Annotated in this window: 26 protein-coding genes; 18 read left to right on the top strand and 8 right to left on the bottom strand. The window is 40.8% G+C overall.

Annotated elements, in window-relative coordinates; all coding sequences use genetic code 11:
• The 3 genes from BO225_RS13085 to BO225_RS06020 all read left to right on the top strand — a co-directional run.
• The coding region (locus BO225_RS13085; protein ID WP_143356779.1) for an IS66 family transposase at positions 1–290 on the top strand (290 nt) is incomplete at its 5' end.
• Between the two features lie 172 nt (positions 291–462).
• Complete coding sequence (locus tag BO225_RS06025; RefSeq protein ID WP_076341358.1) at positions 463–945, top strand: RNA polymerase sigma factor; 483 nt, start codon at positions 463–465, stop codon at positions 943–945.
• A complete protein-coding gene (locus BO225_RS06020; RefSeq protein WP_076341357.1) occupies positions 932–1531 on the top strand; it encodes a hypothetical protein in 600 nt (199 codons plus the stop codon). Before BO225_RS06025 ends, BO225_RS06020 begins: the two co-directional genes overlap by 14 nt.
• A gap of 13 nt (positions 1532–1544) precedes the next feature.
• On the opposite strand, the gene BO225_RS06015 is transcribed toward BO225_RS06020, so the two are convergent.
• The 3 genes from BO225_RS06015 to BO225_RS06005 are packed head-to-tail and all read right to left on the bottom strand — an operon-like array spanning position 1545 to position 3717.
• The gene (locus BO225_RS06015; protein WP_076341356.1) at positions 1545–2285 is read right to left on the bottom strand and encodes an alpha/beta fold hydrolase; all 741 of its coding nucleotides are present in this window, start codon (positions 2283–2285) and stop codon (positions 1545–1547) included.
• 6 nt (positions 2286–2291) lie between these two features.
• Positions 2292–3101, bottom strand: coding sequence for an alpha/beta fold hydrolase (locus BO225_RS06010; protein WP_076341355.1), 810 nt, complete (start codon positions 3099–3101; stop codon positions 2292–2294).
• Positions 3091–3717 carry a TetR/AcrR family transcriptional regulator gene (locus tag BO225_RS06005; RefSeq protein ID WP_076341354.1) on the bottom strand — a complete coding sequence of 209 codons (627 nt, stop codon included), beginning with the start codon at positions 3715–3717 and terminating at the stop codon, positions 3091–3093. Before BO225_RS06005 ends, BO225_RS06010 begins: the two co-directional genes overlap by 11 nt.
• Positions 3718–3859: 142 nt before the next feature.
• Here BO225_RS06005 and BO225_RS06000 point away from each other — a divergent pair, with 142 nt between their 5' ends.
• Positions 3860–4162, top strand: coding sequence for an autorepressor SdpR family transcription factor (locus BO225_RS06000; protein ID WP_076341353.1), 303 nt, complete (start codon positions 3860–3862; stop codon positions 4160–4162).
• On the top strand, positions 4125–5150 hold the full coding sequence (locus BO225_RS05995; RefSeq protein WP_076341352.1) for an SdpI family protein: 1026 nt from the start codon (positions 4125–4127) through the stop codon (positions 5148–5150). Before BO225_RS06000 ends, BO225_RS05995 begins: the two co-directional genes overlap by 38 nt.
• 22 nt (positions 5151–5172) lie before the next feature.
• On the opposite strand, the gene BO225_RS05990 is transcribed toward BO225_RS05995, so the two are convergent.
• On the bottom strand, positions 5173–5823 hold the full coding sequence (locus tag BO225_RS05990) for an HAD family hydrolase (protein WP_076341351.1): 651 nt from the start codon (positions 5821–5823) through the stop codon (positions 5173–5175).
• A 4-nt stretch (positions 5824–5827) separates the two neighbouring features.
• Positions 5828–6592 (bottom strand): DeoR/GlpR family DNA-binding transcription regulator, encoded by a 765-nt coding sequence (locus tag BO225_RS05985; protein WP_076341350.1) that lies wholly within the window; start codon positions 6590–6592, stop codon positions 5828–5830.
• Positions 6593–6799: 207 nt separating this feature from the next.
• Here BO225_RS05985 and lacG point away from each other — a divergent pair, with 207 nt between their 5' ends.
• Genes lacG through BO225_RS05970 form a run of 3 tightly spaced genes read left to right on the top strand, consistent with a single transcriptional unit; the run spans position 6800 to position 10192 of the window.
• On the top strand, positions 6800–8200 hold the full coding sequence (lacG, locus tag BO225_RS05980) for a 6-phospho-beta-galactosidase (RefSeq protein WP_076341349.1): 1401 nt from the start codon (positions 6800–6802) through the stop codon (positions 8198–8200).
• A gap of 22 nt (positions 8201–8222) precedes the next feature.
• The gene (locus tag BO225_RS05975; RefSeq protein WP_076341348.1) at positions 8223–8534 is read left to right on the top strand and encodes a PTS lactose/cellobiose transporter subunit IIA; all 312 of its coding nucleotides are present in this window, start codon (positions 8223–8225) and stop codon (positions 8532–8534) included.
• Positions 8535–8536: 2 nt separating this feature from the next.
• Positions 8537–10192, top strand: a complete 1656-nt coding sequence (locus BO225_RS05970; RefSeq protein ID WP_076341347.1) for a PTS transporter subunit EIIC — start codon at positions 8537–8539, stop codon at positions 10190–10192.
• Between the two features lie 52 nt (positions 10193–10244).
• On the opposite strand, the gene BO225_RS12850 is transcribed toward BO225_RS05970, so the two are convergent.
• The 3 genes from BO225_RS12850 to BO225_RS12710 are packed head-to-tail and all read right to left on the bottom strand — an operon-like array spanning position 10245 to position 10923.
• Positions 10245–10379: a hypothetical protein gene (locus BO225_RS12850; RefSeq protein WP_269843896.1), complete on the bottom strand. Its 135-nt coding sequence runs from the start codon at positions 10377–10379 to the stop codon at positions 10245–10247.
• The gene (locus tag BO225_RS12845) at positions 10376–10498 is read right to left on the bottom strand and encodes a phosphoheptose isomerase family protein (RefSeq protein ID WP_269843895.1); all 123 of its coding nucleotides are present in this window, start codon (positions 10496–10498) and stop codon (positions 10376–10378) included. The genes BO225_RS12850 and BO225_RS12845 overlap by 4 nt, the downstream gene beginning before the upstream one ends.
• Positions 10489–10923, bottom strand: a complete 435-nt coding sequence (locus BO225_RS12710) for a MurR/RpiR family transcriptional regulator (RefSeq protein ID WP_233120298.1) — start codon at positions 10921–10923, stop codon at positions 10489–10491. Before BO225_RS12710 ends, BO225_RS12845 begins: the two co-directional genes overlap by 10 nt.
• Positions 10924–11029: 106 nt before the next feature.
• On the opposite strand from BO225_RS12710, the gene BO225_RS12530 reads away from it, so the two are divergent.
• The 10 genes from BO225_RS12530 to BO225_RS05920 form a co-directional block, all read left to right on the top strand.
• The gene (locus BO225_RS12530; RefSeq protein ID WP_076341346.1) at positions 11030–11272 is read left to right on the top strand and encodes a hypothetical protein; all 243 of its coding nucleotides are present in this window, start codon (positions 11030–11032) and stop codon (positions 11270–11272) included.
• A complete protein-coding gene (locus BO225_RS12840; protein WP_269843894.1) occupies positions 11254–11385 on the top strand; it encodes a hypothetical protein in 132 nt (43 codons plus the stop codon). The genes BO225_RS12530 and BO225_RS12840 overlap by 19 nt, the downstream gene beginning before the upstream one ends.
• The gene (locus BO225_RS05955; protein ID WP_076341345.1) at positions 11385–11618 is read left to right on the top strand and encodes an HAD family hydrolase; all 234 of its coding nucleotides are present in this window, start codon (positions 11385–11387) and stop codon (positions 11616–11618) included. Before BO225_RS12840 ends, BO225_RS05955 begins: the two co-directional genes overlap by 1 nt.
• Positions 11587–11892 (top strand): HAD family hydrolase, encoded by a 306-nt coding sequence (locus BO225_RS05950; RefSeq protein ID WP_076341344.1) that lies wholly within the window; start codon positions 11587–11589, stop codon positions 11890–11892. The genes BO225_RS05955 and BO225_RS05950 overlap by 32 nt, the downstream gene beginning before the upstream one ends.
• Positions 11893–12191: 299 nt before the next feature.
• Positions 12192–12644, top strand: coding sequence for a hypothetical protein (locus tag BO225_RS05945; protein ID WP_076341343.1), 453 nt, complete (start codon positions 12192–12194; stop codon positions 12642–12644).
• Positions 12645–12865: 221 nt separating this feature from the next.
• Positions 12866–13159 carry a TetR/AcrR family transcriptional regulator gene (locus tag BO225_RS05940; protein WP_076341342.1) on the top strand — a complete coding sequence of 98 codons (294 nt, stop codon included), beginning with the start codon at positions 12866–12868 and terminating at the stop codon, positions 13157–13159.
• 2 nt (positions 13160–13161) lie between these two features.
• Positions 13162–13344, top strand: a complete 183-nt coding sequence (locus BO225_RS05935) for a hypothetical protein (protein ID WP_143356778.1) — start codon at positions 13162–13164, stop codon at positions 13342–13344.
• Between the two features lie 144 nt (positions 13345–13488).
• Complete coding sequence (locus tag BO225_RS05930) at positions 13489–14019, top strand: lipocalin family protein (RefSeq protein ID WP_076341340.1); 531 nt, start codon at positions 13489–13491, stop codon at positions 14017–14019.
• Positions 14020–14141: 122 nt separating this feature from the next.
• A complete protein-coding gene (locus BO225_RS05925) occupies positions 14142–16862 on the top strand; it encodes a hypothetical protein (protein ID WP_076341339.1) in 2721 nt (906 codons plus the stop codon).
• 93 nt (positions 16863–16955) lie between these two features.
• Positions 16956–17414 (top strand): hypothetical protein (locus tag BO225_RS05920; RefSeq protein ID WP_143356777.1); only part of this gene is annotated, 459 nt, incomplete at its 3' end.

Raw genomic sequence — 17414 nt, 5'->3', positions numbered from 1 at the left:
GCTACCTGGACAACGGAAGTCTGCCGATGACCAATTCGCTTGCCGAAAGGACGATCCGAAATTTTGCGGTAGGAAGAAACAACTGGCTGTTTTCGGGAAGTCCTAGAGGAGCCAAGGCTTGCGGAGTACTCTACTCGATCGTAGAAAGCGCCAAAGCCAATGGGCTGATCCCTTACAAATACATCCTTCACCTTTTAAAAGAACTCTCAAGACATGCTGGAAAGCTGACCAGCGAAATACTGGAACAATGTATGCCTTGGAATCCAAATTTGATCAGCATATGCCAATAAAAACAAAGACGCTCATCGCAGGTAGAGATATTGTCTCTGATTCGATGAGCGTTTTCTATACGCTGTTTTAATTCCCGCTTACTAAAAATCTGTTTTCTTGTCACCTTTCCTCGATTTGAATCGTTATATAAGTGAAAGGTACCTTTTTTAATCAATGGAAATGTGAACGAACATGAAACTACCGGCTGAATATTTGATTCCACAATACCAAGATCGACTCTATGGAGCCGCGTTTGCTGTGCTGCAAAATGGCGCGGACGCAGCCGATGCCGTCCAGATGACCTTCATTAAATACGTGGACAAGGATCTAGAATACAAAGATGAAGAGCATATTCGAGCGTGGCTATTCAAAACAGTCATCAATCAAGCGAAAGATATTCGACGCTCTTTCTTTCGAAGTCATAAAGTATCGATCGAAGCGGCGATCAATTTACACTTCGAACAAGAAGAAGACCAGACCCTTTTCGAAACGGTTTGCCAATTGCCAGAAAAAGATCGAACAGTGCTGCAACTTTATTATTATGAAGACTATCCGATCAAAGAAATCGCGCGCATCCTTGGAATCCGTGAATCAAATGTAAAGAAGCGTTTATCCAGAGCGAGAAGCAAGCTCAAAAACGTCTTGCAGGAGAATTGGAACGATGAAAACGAATAAAGAACGATATAAACAAGCATTTTCCAACCTTCAAATGCCCAAGCCGGTCGACTTGAAGGAGGAAACGATGAACAAGAAAACAAAAATGATCTTACGCCCAGCTATCGCCTTTAGTTTAGCAGCCCTCTTATTAGGCGGATCCGCTCTCGCCTATGCCACCGATGCAGGCGGGATCCGAACAAAAGTCAACGGATGGTTTGGCGGCCAAGAACGAAATGTCGAAGCCGTCTCGAACGGAGACATTGGCTATGAATTTTATGACCCGGAAACTGGAGAATATATTGGCGGAGGTGGGGGAGTATCCTTTGACGCGTTTGGCAACGAGATCCCTATGGACGCTCAAGAAGTCTTCGATCAATACTCCACCCAGGTCGAAAAGAAAGAAGACAAATATTTTCTGCACCTTTATGAAAATTCTTACGAAATCACAGACCTTCTCCATCCTGGAAAAACGATCTATGTACAAGGAAAAGGAAACGGCATTATCCATTATGCCAAGATCACACTTGATCCAGATGGAAGCATTAGCTCGTCGATCTCAACAGAACCAAAAATAGAAGCGGATTCTTATCAAAAACTCCAATAAAAAAGCGCGCTCGCTAGCTGAGCGCCTTTTTGATAAAACGCGTCAAGATCAAATTGAGCTCTTGGGCGTTACGCATCGGAAAATCATGACTCGCTTTAGACAATAGGATCGTTTTACAATGCGGATTTTCCGAAAGCAAAACAAGCGATACCTTCATCGCTTTGATTTCTTGGCTTCCGCAAATCGCGAGCATAGGAATCGAAACATTTTGGTATTCGGGTAGATGCGATAGGTCCAAAGTATGCGCAAAAAAAGAACGATATACCGAAGCCGAAATTTGTTTGGAATATTGAGACATCGTCTCAATTTGTTTTTGGGAAAAGTTCCAATACTGACCTTGCATCGCGACCAGCCATTTGAAATGGAGCAAAACAGCACAAAAAGGAGCCAGCGAACAATACACCTTGCTCATAAGAGGATCAGGAACGACCCACGCACTCAAAAAAATCGCAAACTGAAAGCGCGCTGGCATTTTGCTCACAAGCCGGATCGCGATTTGCGCACCCAAAGAATGACCGATCACGCCAATAGGCTTGTTTGGCAATGAGCTGATCAGCTCCAATAAATCATGATCCGTCGCGTCGGGAACATATGCGAAAGAAGCCGCTTTCCCAGCCCCAGGAAGATGAGGAACAAGAAGATGATATTGTTTGGAAAGTTCATCGTATTGCTTGGCGAAAGTATCGAGAACTCCCGCTCCATGCAGCAATAAAATCGTTGGTTTACGCTTGTCTCCATATTCATCATAAACCATTTATGATCACCTCTTCTCAGACAAAGTTCTTTGAATGAACGCTTCGATTTCTTGATTCACTTGATCGGGCGCGTCATAGTTGGCAAAATGACGAGCATTTTCAATAAAATGAAGCGGATACTTTGTGCGTTTAGCCCATGCTTTGTTGTAAGAAAGAACTTTGCCTGTCCGATCTTTTTCACCCACCAAAAGAAGAACAGGAAAAGAAAACTGGACATCTTTGTTTTCTAAGATAAAACAGGAGTATGCGATTTGCATTTGTTCTGTGATCTCCGCTTTTGAAAGTGGTTCTAAGATCGAGCGCATTTTTACATAGGCTTCTTTCGTATTCGATACTGACCAGGCGATCGATTTTCGTAAAAGGGAGGATGGAAAATACTTCGCGATCGAGGCCGCGTGCTTCAGCCACCATTCATCAAAACGAGAATAATAATTCGATCCTAGAGGAGTTGTATCGAGTCCGATCAATCCTTTTGTTTTTTCTGGATAGATCGAAGCGAAGTGTTGACTTGGATAACCGCCCATCGACATGCCCACTAAAAAAACTTGGTCGATCTTTTCTTTTTGTAAAATTTGATTGAGACATTCCACGCTATCACGGTATGAAAAATCGGAATATGGTCTTGAGCTTCCATGCATTGGAACATCCCACAAAAGCAACGTATAGTTCTCTAAAAAGTAGGGGATTTGTTTTTCGAATATTGTATGGTCGGCGCAAAGACCATGCGTGAATACGATAGAAGCTTGCGTACCTTCTTTTTTATGGATCCAATAATGGATCGTCCCATTTTTTCTTTTGATCGACTTATGCTCCATTTTCGTTCTCCTTTTGATAATAGATCGTTTCCCAAAATTCTATCAAATCCATGATTTCTTTTTCAATCTTGTTAGGGACGATCGGATCCGAACGAAATTGAGAAAGCATATAGCCATCCATCGCATATAAGATTTCTTGATACATTTTCCGTAAGTCGATCTTCTTTCTGAATCGGGTCCGATCTATTCTTTCAAAAACGATCGCCTCGCTCGATTGAGACAGCATGTGAAATTGATCTTGGATCAAATTTTGAATCGATGGCTCCGTTTCATAATACGCTTGGAGCGAAAAAGCATAGAGATACGGATGCTCTTTCATAAGCGCACATTTTGAACGAAGACTTCTGCGCAACATTTCAAAAAAATCATCGGTTTCCAGTGTTTTATAAGCTTGGATCGTTTTTCGTGTCATTTCTATAACTTGAGTCCATAAATACAAATATAAGTCTTGTTTGTTTTTGAAATAGTAAAAAAGCAATGATTTAGAAACATCGCTTTCGTAGGCGATCAAGGACATAGACGTTTTTTTATAGGGGCTTTGGGCAAAGGCTTTATACGCCGCGTTTAGGATGCGCTTTTGTTTTTGAGCGGGGAGCTGAAAGAATTTATCGTTCATAGGTTTAATTCCTCATAGATCATTTTTTATTTATTATGGCGCCATTGACCGATTTTGAGAAGACAGAAACTATTGACAAGAGGAGAAAGGCATAATACTCTATATATAACAAATAATTTATATGTTATAGGAGGATAAGAATATGGCACTCGATCAAACGCTCAAAGCGCTCAATGATCCTATTCGGCGCGCTATTCTTTCTTTGCTTAAACAAAGATCGATGAGCGTGCAAGAAATCGTAGATCAATTTTCGATTTCGCAGCCCGCGATCTCGCGACATCTTTCGATCTTGAAAAAAGCCGACTTGATTCGAAATGAAAGGCAAGGAAAGTACATTGTCTATACGCTCAACACATCCGTTTTAGAAGATGTGATCTTATGGATCAAGGATCTAGAAGGAGAAAAATATGTTTCTCAAAACGTATCGGAAAGATCTTCTCATTGATTCTGTGTTGATGCTTCTTCCAATCGCGCTCGGTTATATTTTGCCAAACACGAAAGAAGAACCACTACGAACGATCTGGCAATTTGTATTACCCCTCCTTTCGCTCCTGATCTTTTGGCTGATCATATGGATCGGTAAGAAAAAAGGATTTGGGATCGACAAACCGCAAACGATCCGTTGGCTTTTGTTTTTGCAGCCCCTCTTGACGCTCTCGATCTGTTCGATGCTCATCGGACTCGAATATTTTCCCGACTGGAATGGTGAAGTCATTGTCAATGGGATCACCGCTTTGATCTTTATTGGGATCGGAAACATTCTTCCAAAAATCTCGCAAAACGAAATGATTGGCATCCGAACGAGATGTGCTTTAGAAAACAAAGAAAATTGGAACTATTCTCAACGAGTGGGGGGCAGGATCTGGGTAGCTTGCGGCATCGTAATGCTGGGCGCTTCCTTTTTTCCCTTTGGGATCGGTGTGACGATCGTCCTCGCCCTTTTGGCATCCGTTTTAACGATCTATATTTCTTGGCGCTATGCCCAAAAACAAAAAGAAAAAGGTGTCGTATTTAGAGATCCAGGCTCGTTCGATCGTAAACAGCTCTGGTGGATCTTGCTTCTCGTTCCTATTTTTTTGATTGTCTTAGCGGTTATCATGCTTGGGAATTATACGATCGATGTAGGCGAAAGAACTATTCATTTTGATGCCAACCTCGTCTCGGATACCGTGATTCCTTACGATGAGATCGAATCCGTCGAATTCGCGCCAAATCTTTCGCCAGGAAAAAGAGTGAATGGCTACGACGCTCGAAACACATTGATGGGTACATTCGAAAACATTCCGTACGGCCGATATTCACGCTATACAAAATCGAATGGCGATGTGCTCGTCATTCAAACAAAAGAAAATGGGATCGTTGTCTGCAACGAAGAAACGGAGTCGCAAACAAAAGCGCTGCTTCACAAAATCAAATCGCATCTTTCAAAATAAAAAGACCTCTATGGTCTTTTTTTTAGAGATGCAAGTCAGCCATCGTATTTCCGATTTCTTTGACGCTCTTTAGATCTTTGACTTGATTGGCGATATGGCCTGAATCGATGATGCGAATATCTTGGATCCCTGCTTTTACGCTCGCTTTTACGCCCGCTAACGAATCTTCGATCACGCAAATCTTGTCGATCGGAACTTGAATGTTTTTAGCCGCTTGAAAGAACATCGCTTCTTTGTCTTTGTACTCGCCGTTATCGTAGACGATCGAATCGGGATCGATCCATCGATCTAAATGAAAGTTTTCCACAAAAAAATCGATATTTTCTTTGATCGAAGCAGAAGCGATCGTAAAAGGAATCTTTCGTTTTTTAAGATCGTTGAACAACGCCTCCGCTCCCTCGATCAAATGAAAATTTTTCGTGTCCGCTTTACAAAATTCGCGGTAATATTCTTCTTTGCGTTTGGAATACAAAGCTTCTATATCCTCATTGGGCGTACCGCCATTTAAATATCGAACAATATACTTATTTGTAACACCGTTCATTTTCGTGTGCAGCTCTTCTTCTGTGATCCCTTTGCCTCTAAGCGTTTGCGAGATCTTGTTCCAAGCCAAAATGTGTTTATCGTTGTCTAGAAACAACGTTCCGTTAAAATCAAAGATTACTCCATCCATATCGTTAGTCCTTTCTTTTCTGTGTGATCTTTATGTATTGATTATAATGCGAGATAATATCTTGCTTCGTAGAAGAATCGGTGATGATCTCATCCATGTTGTAGAGCTTATAGTATACATAAAAATCTTCGCGATTGAATTTATGCGCGTCGATGAGCAAATATCGTTTATGCGCGTTGTTGAGGGCGATCTCCTGTACTTGACCTTCTTCGATCGAAGAGGTCGTGATTTGATTTTCAGCCAATCCGTTACATGAAATAAAAGCGGCCGAAAATTTTAATCGGCTGATCACTTCAGAGCACAAAGGACCAACAAAACAACCAGTATGATTTCGGTAATTTCCGCCCGCTAAAATGACATGCTCAGGATCGTGTTGGCTGATGATCTCAAATACTGGCAAAGAGTTCGTGACGATCCGCACGTTTCTTTCGGCAATCTCTTGAGCGAGCAGTTCGATCGTTGTGCCTGGTCCAAGAAAGATCGTATCCTTGTCTTTGATGAGTTTCGCCGCTTCTTTGGCGATCTCTTTTTTTTCAGCCGTATTGACGGCTGATTTTTCGGTGTGAGAGAGTTCGTAGTCGATATTATAATTGATCGATTGGGCGCCGCCGTGGATCCGGATCAATTTTTCGCTTTTTTCAAGCTCGTCGAGATCGCGCCGAACGGTCATGTCTGAAACATCGAGCGCATTCATGATTTCTGCGGCCGTTACGATTCCTTTTTCATTGACGAGCCGACAAATATATTGAAGTCGTTCGCTTTTAAGCATATTCATCTTCCTTTCATAGTCGTTATAGCATAGATTATTTTTTAAAGTCAACAAAAACAAACATTTAATTCTTAATGCGAACAAATAATGGTTGTAAATGTTTAAAAATATTTATATAGACGTTGACATTCTGAAATTTAATCGGTATTATGAACTTGTAAAGAAACAAAATCAAACAAAAACAAAAAGAAAAAGCAAGGAGTACCTATGAAAAAACTACCTGAACACTTTATCTTTGGTGGGGCGAGTGCAGCCTATCAAGCCGAAGGAGCGACAAAAGAAGGCGGAAAAGGCCCAGTCGCTTGGGATGAATTCTTAGAAAAACAAGGAAGATTTCTTGCCGATCCTGCCAGCGATTTCTACCATAAATACCCAGAAGATCTAGAACTCTGTTCTATGTTTGGGATCAATGGGATCCGTATCTCGATCGCATGGAGCCGGATCTTTCCACAAGGAAGAGGAGAAGTCAATCGGAAAGGCGTGGAATATTATCACGATCTGCTCAAAGAAGCGAAGAAAAGAAACATTAAAGTCTTTGTCACACTGCATCATTTCGATACACCAAAGGCGCTTTTTGACCAAGGCGATTTCTTGAATCGCGACACGATCGACGCGTTTGTCGCGTATGCCCAGTTCTGCTTTGAGGAATTTCCAGAAGTTGAATATTGGACAACATTCAATGAAATCTATCCGATCGCGACGAACCAATATTTGCTGGGAATCTTTCCGCCAGGCATCAAATACGATTTGACAAAAGTTATTGCCTGCCTTCACAACATGATGGTGGCGCACGCCAAAGTCGTCAATCTTTTCAAAGAGTCTGGATTCCATGGAGAAATCGGTGTCGTGCATTCTTTGGAAACAAAGTATCCTGCATCCAATTCGCCAGAAGACATGCATGCCGCGTTTTTAGACGATGCGCTCAGCATTCGTTTCTTGCTCGACGCCACCTATAAAGGAAGATACTCAAAAGAAACGCTTGAAGCGCTCGATGAGATTTGTCAAGCCAACGATGCGGTCTATGACTTTCCAGAAGCCGACTTGCTCGAGCTGGAGAAAGCCAAAGATCGAAATGACTATTTAGGAATCAATCACTACCAAAGTCACTTTGTCAAAGCTTATAACGGAGAAAATGCGATCCATCACAACGGAACAGGCGATAAAGGAACAGGAAGCTACAAAGTCAAAGGCATTGGCGAACGCATTTATAAAGAAGGTTTAGAGCGGACCGATTGGGATTGGATCATCTATCCAGAAGGCTTGTACGATTTGTTATTGCGGATCAAAAAAGACTACCCCAACTACAAAGCGATCTATATCACCGAAAATGGAATGGGCTACAAAGATGAATTCAAGGATGGGATCATCATGGATAAGCCGCGGATCGACTATATCAAAAAATACATGTCGGCTCTTGCGGACGCGATCGAAGCAGGCGTCAATGTGAAAGGCTATTTCTTATGGTCGCTCATGGATGTCTTTTCTTGGTCGAATGGCTACAACAAGCGTTATGGACTCTTCTTCGTAGATTTTGAGACCCAAAAGCGGTATCCGAAAGAATCCGCTTATTGGTACAAACAACTTGCCGAAACAAAAACATTGCTTTAAGAAAGATAAGGAGAAAAATATTATGACACGTGAAGAAATGAATATGATTGGATTTGAGATCGTTGCCTATTCGGGTGATGCGAGAAGCACTTTGCTGCAAGCGCTCAAGGAAGTTCGAGGTGGAAATTTCAGCAATCTCGACGCTCTACTTGCCGATGCGGATGAAAACATCAACTTAGCGCATAAATCTCAAACCCAGATCCTTACAGCAGAAGCCTCTGGAGACAATATGGATATGGGATTCATCTTTGTGCATGGACAAGACCATTTGATGACAACGATCTTGCTTCGCGACATTATCGGCGACATGGTCGAACTATATAGGAGAAAATAAAAATGAACGCGATCATCGGATTCATCGAAAAAGGACGGCCATTCTTTAATAAGCTTGCGGGTAACGCGTATCTACAATCGATTCGCGATGGTTTTCTTACAGCGATGCCTGCCATTCTATTTTCGAGCATTTTCATCTTGTGCGCGGCACTTCCTGAAGTCTTTGGATTCACGCTTCCTGAAGGAATTTCTTCATGGCTATGGAGAGTTTACAACCTCTCTATGGGAATTGTTGGAATATTGGTGGCCGCCACAACAGCCAGAGCTCTTGCAGAAAACTTTCAGCGTAAAATGCCGCAAGGCATGACGATCAATATCGTTTCTGTCATGCTCGCAAGTATTACTGGATTCCTTATGCTTGCGGTTACAGAAATCGATGGTGGGATCGATGTCACCTATTTAGGAACCAAGGGTTTGTTATGCTCATTCATCTCGGCATTTATCGCCGCCAACATGTATAAATTTTGCACTTTGAAAAACATTACGATCAAAATGCCGCCAGAAGTTCCTGGCGTGATCTCGAACGTATTTAAAAATGTGTTCCCGTATTCGTTCTCTGTGCTATGTTGTGTGGTGATCGATTTGATCATCAATCAGATCCTTGGAGTACGCTTTGCGGAAAGCTTGATCTTGATGTTCTCGCCGCTCTTTCAAGCCGCCGATTCCTATTTTGGCCTTGGATTGATCGCTGGAGCGATGGCGTTCTTCTGGTTTCTTGGAATCCATGGACCATCGATCGTCGAACCAGCGGTTGCGGCTGCCATTTACGCAAATGTCGAAACGAACCTTATGCTCGTGCAAAATGGAGAACACGCTTCCAACGCCCTGACAGTAGGCTTTAACAACTTTATCGCTTGCTTAGGCGGGACGGGATGTACTCTAGTCGTTCCATTCTTATTGATGTGGATGTGCAAATCCAAACAGCTCAAAGCAGTGGGAAAAGCGTCTTTCTTGCCTTGCATCTTTGGAGTCAACGAACCTGTGTTGTTCGCGGCTCCAATGGTGTTGAATCCGTACTTCTTTGTGCCATTCTTGCTTGCGCCAATAGCGAACGCGTGGGTGTTTAAATTCTTTGTGGATGTGCTCCAGATGAATTCATTCATCTATGTTCTTCCTTGGGCGACCCCTGCGCCGATCGGGATCTTTTTAGGAACGGGAATGGCGCCACTCTCGCTTTTGCTAGTGCTCGCGCTCATCGCGCTTGATGTTGTGATCTATCTTCCTTTTGTCAAAGCGTATGACGCGAATTTATTGGCAGAAGAAGCGAACAGCCAACAAGAAGAACCAAACACCATAGAAGAAAGCAAGCCAAGTTTAGAAAAGAGCGAAATCGATCCACTCAATGTCTTAGTTCTTTGTGTAGGGGCTGGAACAAGCGCGATGTTTGCCAATGCCGTCAATAAAGGCGCCGAAATCAAAGATCTTCCGGTCAAAGCGCAAGCCGAAGCGTTTGGAGGACATACTGGAGTGCTTAGCGAAGTTCAGCTCGTCGTTCTTTCTCCCCAAGTGCAATCCCGCTATGATGAGATCAAAGCGGATGCCGATCGATATGGGATCAAAGTCGTCAAAACAAAAGGCGCGCAATATATTGGACTCACCAAAGATCCAGAAGGTGCTGTGGACTTTGTCGTGAATCAAGCCAACACAAAAGAAGAATAAATCAAAGAGTATGGATTGCCTCTCCAAAATTGCCGTTTTGGAGAGGCTTTTTTTATTGACGAGTCGAATTGACGATCTTACGGATCCGTTTAAAATACTCTGGATCAGAGTCGACCTTGATCGCGTAGAGCGTAAATAGCGTATCGATGAGCATAAGGTGGGAAATGCTGTTCGTGATCACGATCATAGGAACTTGTTTTCCCGCAGCAGATCCGCGATCCGCAAGATGTCTTTATTTCGTCCCGTATGCGAAATGATCAAAGCGCAATCTTCCGGAGATAGAGTTCCAGCCATCATCAGCTGCATGTGATAATCGCTGAAAAAACGAGTATCGAGCGAAGTGCGCAAAAAACGTTGACAAGCAGCTTCTCCCATGATCTTTCATTCAAGATCGCCAAGGTCGAAGACAAAGAGCTGATGCCATTTTGAAAGGAAGCTTGCGCGATATTCATGATCGAATCATGCTCATCGATTTCAGGAAAGAATACTTCCTCTGAAGGTTCTTGAGAATCGACGAGCATCAAACGAAGCTCTTGATAATTGTTGAAACCGACCCGTTTAGTAAATCTAGAAATCGCGGAAGGGGAAACATCGATTTCTTTGGCGAGCTCTTGAATGCTCAAATAACAAGCGTTCGAATACGCTTTTTTTAAATAGTCCGCGATCTTGCGTTCTGTAGGCGACATTTCCGAATAAAAGGAATCAAGCCGGCCGTATAATTCTTTATTCATACTTTCACTTCCTCTTTTTTATTGAATGAATAATATTTTCATATTTTAAAACCATATAGCTAAATGAGTAAAAAATATTTTCATATTTGAATTTTAAAACGAAAAAATGGATGAGAGAGCGATTTGTCGTTCGATCATCACATATCCAACGATCGTATCGTTCTTCTTAAATGTTCCACTGATCTTCATCGCCTTATATTTAGGAGTCACATTGATCGCGAGTGCGGATTTTGTTGTCTGTCCTCACTTCGACAAAGAAACCATGAAGCTTTGTAATTTGTATCAAGATCCTTGTTTTCCGGGTGGTGTTAGTGCTGAAAATTTGAAAGATTGCTCGATCAAGGAGTGATCGCGGTCGGTCTTGGCGGGTCTTTAACGAAGGGCGCGAAAATAGGCGATTTTGAGGCGATCGAAGCCGAAGCGAAAAAGCTCGTAGAGATCGTTCGTTCGTATTGTGGATAATGGATAAAAACTGGCTGTCTGCTTTTGATCCATTTATCTTTGATATGGATGGGTTGCTCGTCAATAGCGAGGATGTGTATTTGCTTGGTAGGAAGCGCGCGCTCGATTGTAAACGATCGATTTTAGATGCGTTTCAAGATCCTGCTTTATATGAGAAGCTGGACGCTGAGCGGGAAGCGTTTATATACGATTCGTTAGAGAATGGCGATCTTAGAAAAGATGAGGATCCTTAACTTTTTTGAGGGGATTATCACAGCGGACGATGTAGAGAATGTTAAGCCTTTTCCCGATGTTTACGAAAAAGCGATCGAGCTTGCGAACGCTTCTGAAAAAGATACGCTTGCGCTTGAGGATTCGTCGACAGGTGTTATAGCAGCTCAAAATGCAGGATTAGAAGTCGTGCAAGTAATCGCTGAATATCGGATCGATGCTCGTATCGGAAAGATCGTGAAGAGCGATTTATCATTTTCGATCATGAATGAAGAAAGCGAAGAAAAAGAGCGTTGAGTGCGCTTTCTGCCTTCGTTTTTTTGCGTTTGGGGACAGCCCAGCTTCTTTTGAGGACGCGAGGGATGTAAATGCGATGAAATTTCCTATAATAAGGAATGACAAGCTGATAATAAACAATGGGAACTATCAATCGTTTTGATGCATTGATTTGCTTGCGTTAGAAAGGCGGGTTGTGGGGACTCGCTTTTTGTTCAATATGTCACATCGATCTTACAATGTAGTGAATGAGTTGATTGTTCATTCGGGTATAGATAAAATAATAACACTTATTTATTTAGGGATAAGAGGTTTTAATTATGAAAAATATGGTTTTGATTGTGCTTGCTTGTGTGATCGTGGTTTGCGCGATCGGCATTGGAGCGTTATTTTGGAAAAAACACAATGAAAATGTTCGCCGGCAACATTTAGAAAAGGTGTTCAAAGAAAAGTATGGGGTCAAGGCTCCAGACTACGCCGATCTTAGACTATCGGATCAAAAAATCGCTCCTTTTGATTATCAATTGAATTTGAAGTATGAGAAAGAGCATAATGGCGAATATCTTTTTGCACCTTCATTGGTGAGGATGGGGCGATTCATTCTTGAGTTTTCCGATCCTTATCAAGCAATCCAATATGTCCGTCATTTATATGACGAAGGGATTCCGCTCGTAAAAAAAGGAGAGCGTGAAGCTTCGCTTCCTAGTTTGGAAGCGTTGAAGGCGCAGCTCCCGCAAAATGTATATGATTCTCTTTTAGAGAATTCTCAATGAGAATATTGACCAGATGAAAGTCTGGTTTTTTTATTGGATCGGCATTTGTGGTGGTCATGTGGTTTTGATCGTTTCTATATAGTCTCGATCGTGATTGTTTTTTAATTTCCTTATTGACGTTTTTAAGTTTGTCTTATATAGCAAATGTTAGTTTTATAACACTTTTTTCTCATTACTATGTGACAAAGAAGTGATTGTTAGAAAAGGAGGGAATATTTGACATGACGACTCAAAGCGAACTTTCAAGAGAGTGGATCACGCAGGCATTGTATGAACTTTTAAAAACGAAGCCGTTTGCTTCCATCACGAATAAGGAGATCACGGATAAGGCGGGTCTTTCGCATATCACGATCTATCGTTTGTTCGATTCCAAAGAAGAGATCATTTTAAAGGATCTTAAAACTCGCATTCGAAAAAGCTTTTTGAAAGAGTATCACATCGCGGATCTGTTTGATTTTTATCAATCGAATCAGGAACTCATCGACTGTTTGTATCAAAATCATTTGAGTATTTGATTTTGGAGGCGATCCTTGCTTTTTTTGAATGCGATCGAGAAGAAGAGGAAGCGATCGTCGCATATTCGAAATCGACGGTGGCTTATCTTTTCTTTGGCTGGTGCGATACTTGGTACAAAAGAGGAATGAAGGAAACGCCAGAGCAGATCAAGGCGATAATGGACCGCCAAAGAGCGAAGCTTTAACAAAGAGCGATATCGCTCTTTTTTTGTTTCTGTTGTTCTTTTGGAGTCATGATCGTTGCATTTGGGGACATCACGGATATTTTTGAAAACGTTTTCATTATAATTGAAGTAAAATTATGAGTCTTAAAAACAGAAAGGAAGATTATGAAAACGAATAGACTTATAGCCGCATTCTTAGTGATGAATTGTTGCGTCTTAGCAGGATGTGCTTCAACTTCTCCAAAAGAAAGCGAGCCTGTACAAAAAGAAGAAAAAAAACAAGAAGAAAAAGAGGATTCAAAATCTGAGAATAATGAACATTCAGAGGAACCTTCAGAAGAAAAAGGACCAATAGCTGTTACAGAGACAGAACAAATTGAAGGAGCATGGGAAGTTGTCAATATTCGAAATGGGAGTCCAAGAACTTTCACCTTTAATGGAGACGGGACCTATGAAGATTATACGACTATTGAATCCGAGTTGCCTAGTGATAATGTTCGAAGCGGAACTTATACGATCAATAATGGGGAAATCGTATTAAATCTACAATCATTTGTTGTTGGAGAAAAAGACCTAACTTCTACTGCAGTTGATAAGAATGAGTTTATCTATAAGGCGAATATTAATGGAGATATTTTAGAACTTCAAGAACTGGGTTCAAACGGAATGATCTTCGTTCTTCAAAAAGTGAAATGAGCTAAGCATGTTACAGCAAAGTTTCTAGTAATGAGAATCGATTCACACAGAATTTGTTTGGGTTGTTAAGGTACGTGAGAAGAAGAAAACAAGATAAAAATGAATTAGAAGGGAGAATTTTTATGAAAAAAACACATCTTTATGGTGCAGTAGCTGCGACGATGCTTTTAGCTCCAGTGACGGCCAATGTATTAGCTGCTGAAAACGAGGGTAATCCTGATGAAGAATGGGTCGAAGTCGTGGATCCAGGAAATGAACAAGAAGACGGTTTAAATACTGAATTGGCGGATAGTTCTGGAACTGAAACGGGCACATCTGATTCAAGCGAAGGTGATACTGGATCTAGTCGGGATGAATCGAATGATGATGGAAGTGAAAATAATAACTTGGATATTATAGGAGTATCGGAAGCAAAAACTCCCGAAATCACCCCTCCACAAGAGAATTTAGGGAATACAGAGACTTTGGATACAAATGATTCAGAATACAGCATTGAAGAAACGAAAGCTAAAAATAATAATGCAAGATTGGATGCGGAAGATGAAATGATCACGATTCCAGCAGAGGAAATGTATATTCCTGATCCCGTAACGCCGGATGAAGAAATTTTAATTCAAAAGAATTATGGAAGTAGTGAAACAGGAACATTAAATAACTGGATGGAATCTCTAGATGGTATAAAAGTTTCTATCTATGATTCGAAAGCAAATCAAAATGTATATGAAAAGAATTTTGCGATCGATCTTGCAAAATTTGATAGGGATCAATTATCTAAAATGCAGTTTTTTAACGGAGAGGAATTTCGATCGTATCTTCGCTACGATATGAATGACATTATAACAACAATTGAAAAAGAAATAGAACAAGAATTGAATAGCGAGAGGAATCAGTTTCTTGATTTGTTGTTAGACTATAATCATTTGAATAAAAAATGGAAATTAAATGTTAACTGTGAAACGAAAGGCGACTCCACTTATTTAACATATTCAACCGTTATTCATTCATTATCTGTAAAGGATTATTTTCCGGATCTTGGCCAAGCAACAGAAGAAGATTTAGAAGACGAGAAAATCATTCAGAACTTTTATGATGCGTTACAATCTCTGGATATCACCTTGGATGGCAAAAAAATTCAACAAGTTGAACTAACACGGGATGATTTCGTGGTTGTAAAACCTACTACTATAGTAACAGTGCCTGAAAGGGCGGCAGCAGGCGTTCCGAATTCTGTGACAATCAGGATCAACACGCAGGCGTTGGCCAAGAGACTTGGTCTTTCAAAAAATGTCTATCATATTGCAGCTACGCATCTAGAAGAAGGAACAGAACCTACGATTCGATATGCATTTGGAGATTCGAAAGTGATTTCCCTATATTTTACAACAAACGGAACTTGGAAAATGACGAATGCCGTAGATAGTAATCTAAAAATTGATTATAAAACGCTGGATATTGATGAATTTCTAAAGGAAATGGATTCATTGACAAATGCATTGAAAGTTCATATTTACGATATTTCAGATCAAAACAAAGTTACTGAATTCGAATATGATTCAAAAAATGCTTCTTTGTCGGATGATGTGAATATAAATGAATTTGGAGTCGTGGTACGCGGAGGACGTTCGGTAGGATTTGATCGTGATGGATATTTGAAAAAATATGAAGAGCTGAAAAACGGGAAGTATAAATTTGCGATTTCACAAACAGGAGGTTTATATAAACATTTTGCGTATAAATCATCATTATATTGGGATCATATGTATCAACCTGAGCTTGTGATTTACGTAGAAAAAGATACATTGTCTGAAAACCAATATTCGAATAATGGTGTTCGGTTATCGGCTAAATCAAATGAAGACTTGTATGGTTTAGAATTTAAAGCGGAAAATAGTACTTCCAATCATAATTTCGGTTTTGATTCAGCCAATGAAACAATCGGGTACACTCTTTCTTTTGTCAACCGGCAAGGTGAAAAAGTAGAGCGGACTGGAACGTTCGAAGTCCAGATGCCAATTCCGACAGGATGGAGCGGAAAGGAATTGAAAGTTTATCAAGTTGATCGATCAGGAAACAAAGAACTACTCTCGATCCTAATGGATGAAATGGTGGTCTTTACACCAGCAAGCCTAACTACTTTCGTGCTTGTAAAAGAAGCGGAACCGGAGAATCTAATCAAAACGGAGGCAACTTTTTCTAAGGGCGGATATCAAGTAAAAGCTGAGTCTAAAGAAGATCTAACAGGACTGCAGATCGTAATTGACAAAGTAGAAGCAGATAATAATTTTGGATTGACATCAAAATATCAAACGATTGGTTATGACATCCACTTCGAGAACGAAGAAGGAAAAGAAATCGACCGGACCGGTAAATTTACGGTACGTTTACCGATCCCAGAACAGTTCGCTGGAAAGAATGTTCGCATCTTCCATAAAGAAAATCAAGATTCTAAAGCAACAGAACTTCAATTCAAGATCGTTGACGGCAAATACTACGAGTTTGAAACGACTTTGTTCTCTTGGTTCATCATCGCAAGTGAAATTACCCAGGCAGTGGAAAAACCAACTGACAACAATAAACCGAATGAAAAACCGGCAGATCAAAACAAACCGATGACACCTGCGGATGAAGCGAATAAACCGGTTGTTAAGCCAACAGTCAATGAAGGAAATGAAACCAAAGTGATTCCGGTCAAAGTGGAGATCTTGCGTATGGCAAAAGAAGGATCCAATACGAAACATTCACCGAATACGGGTATCGCAGTACATAAGACAAGTTCTTTGTTTACGGGCTTCTTAAGCCTACTAGGACTAGGATTCCTTGCAAGAAAGAAGCGGAAGTTTTAGAAAGAATACAATTTGATGAAAGTACAGGAAGCGGAGGAGGGAAATACCCTTTCTCCGCTTTTTTCGTTTTAAGAAAAAAGGAAAGGATTGAGTATGAAAACGAATGATAACAAAAGTGTGAAACCCCAACATTTGGCTGCAGTTGCATTGGCAACAGCCGTAACATTACCGGGTATGGCGATTCTTGCTGAAGAAGTGGATCAAAAGCTAATAGAACAAGATGTGATTCAGCAAACAGAAAATTCTGAATTTGTCGGGATAACCGATACTATATTTTACGAAGAAGAAAATATTGGGGAAGAAGTTCCCGATACAAATCAATTTAACGAATCTCAAGAAAAAGAATCGGATGAAGAAAAATTATTTTTGGGTGAATCTGAAGAGTTTACTACTGAAAACCAAGAAAATGAAAATTTGAAAGATAGTGGATTTAGTATTAATGGTGCATCCCTTAAACCTCTGAAAATTCAAGTGGTAGAATGTCATAAGAAGAACAATTTGAATTCCAGAATGAGGAGGAATGAAAAATGGCAAAGCAATATGACAAAGAAT

The sequence above is a fragment of the Dubosiella newyorkensis genome (genome assembly GCF_001945605.1).
GTDB classification, from domain to species: Bacteria; Bacillota_I; Bacilli_A; order Erysipelotrichales; family Erysipelotrichaceae; genus Dubosiella; species Dubosiella newyorkensis.
This window is presented reverse-complemented; position numbering and strand designations above follow the sequence as displayed.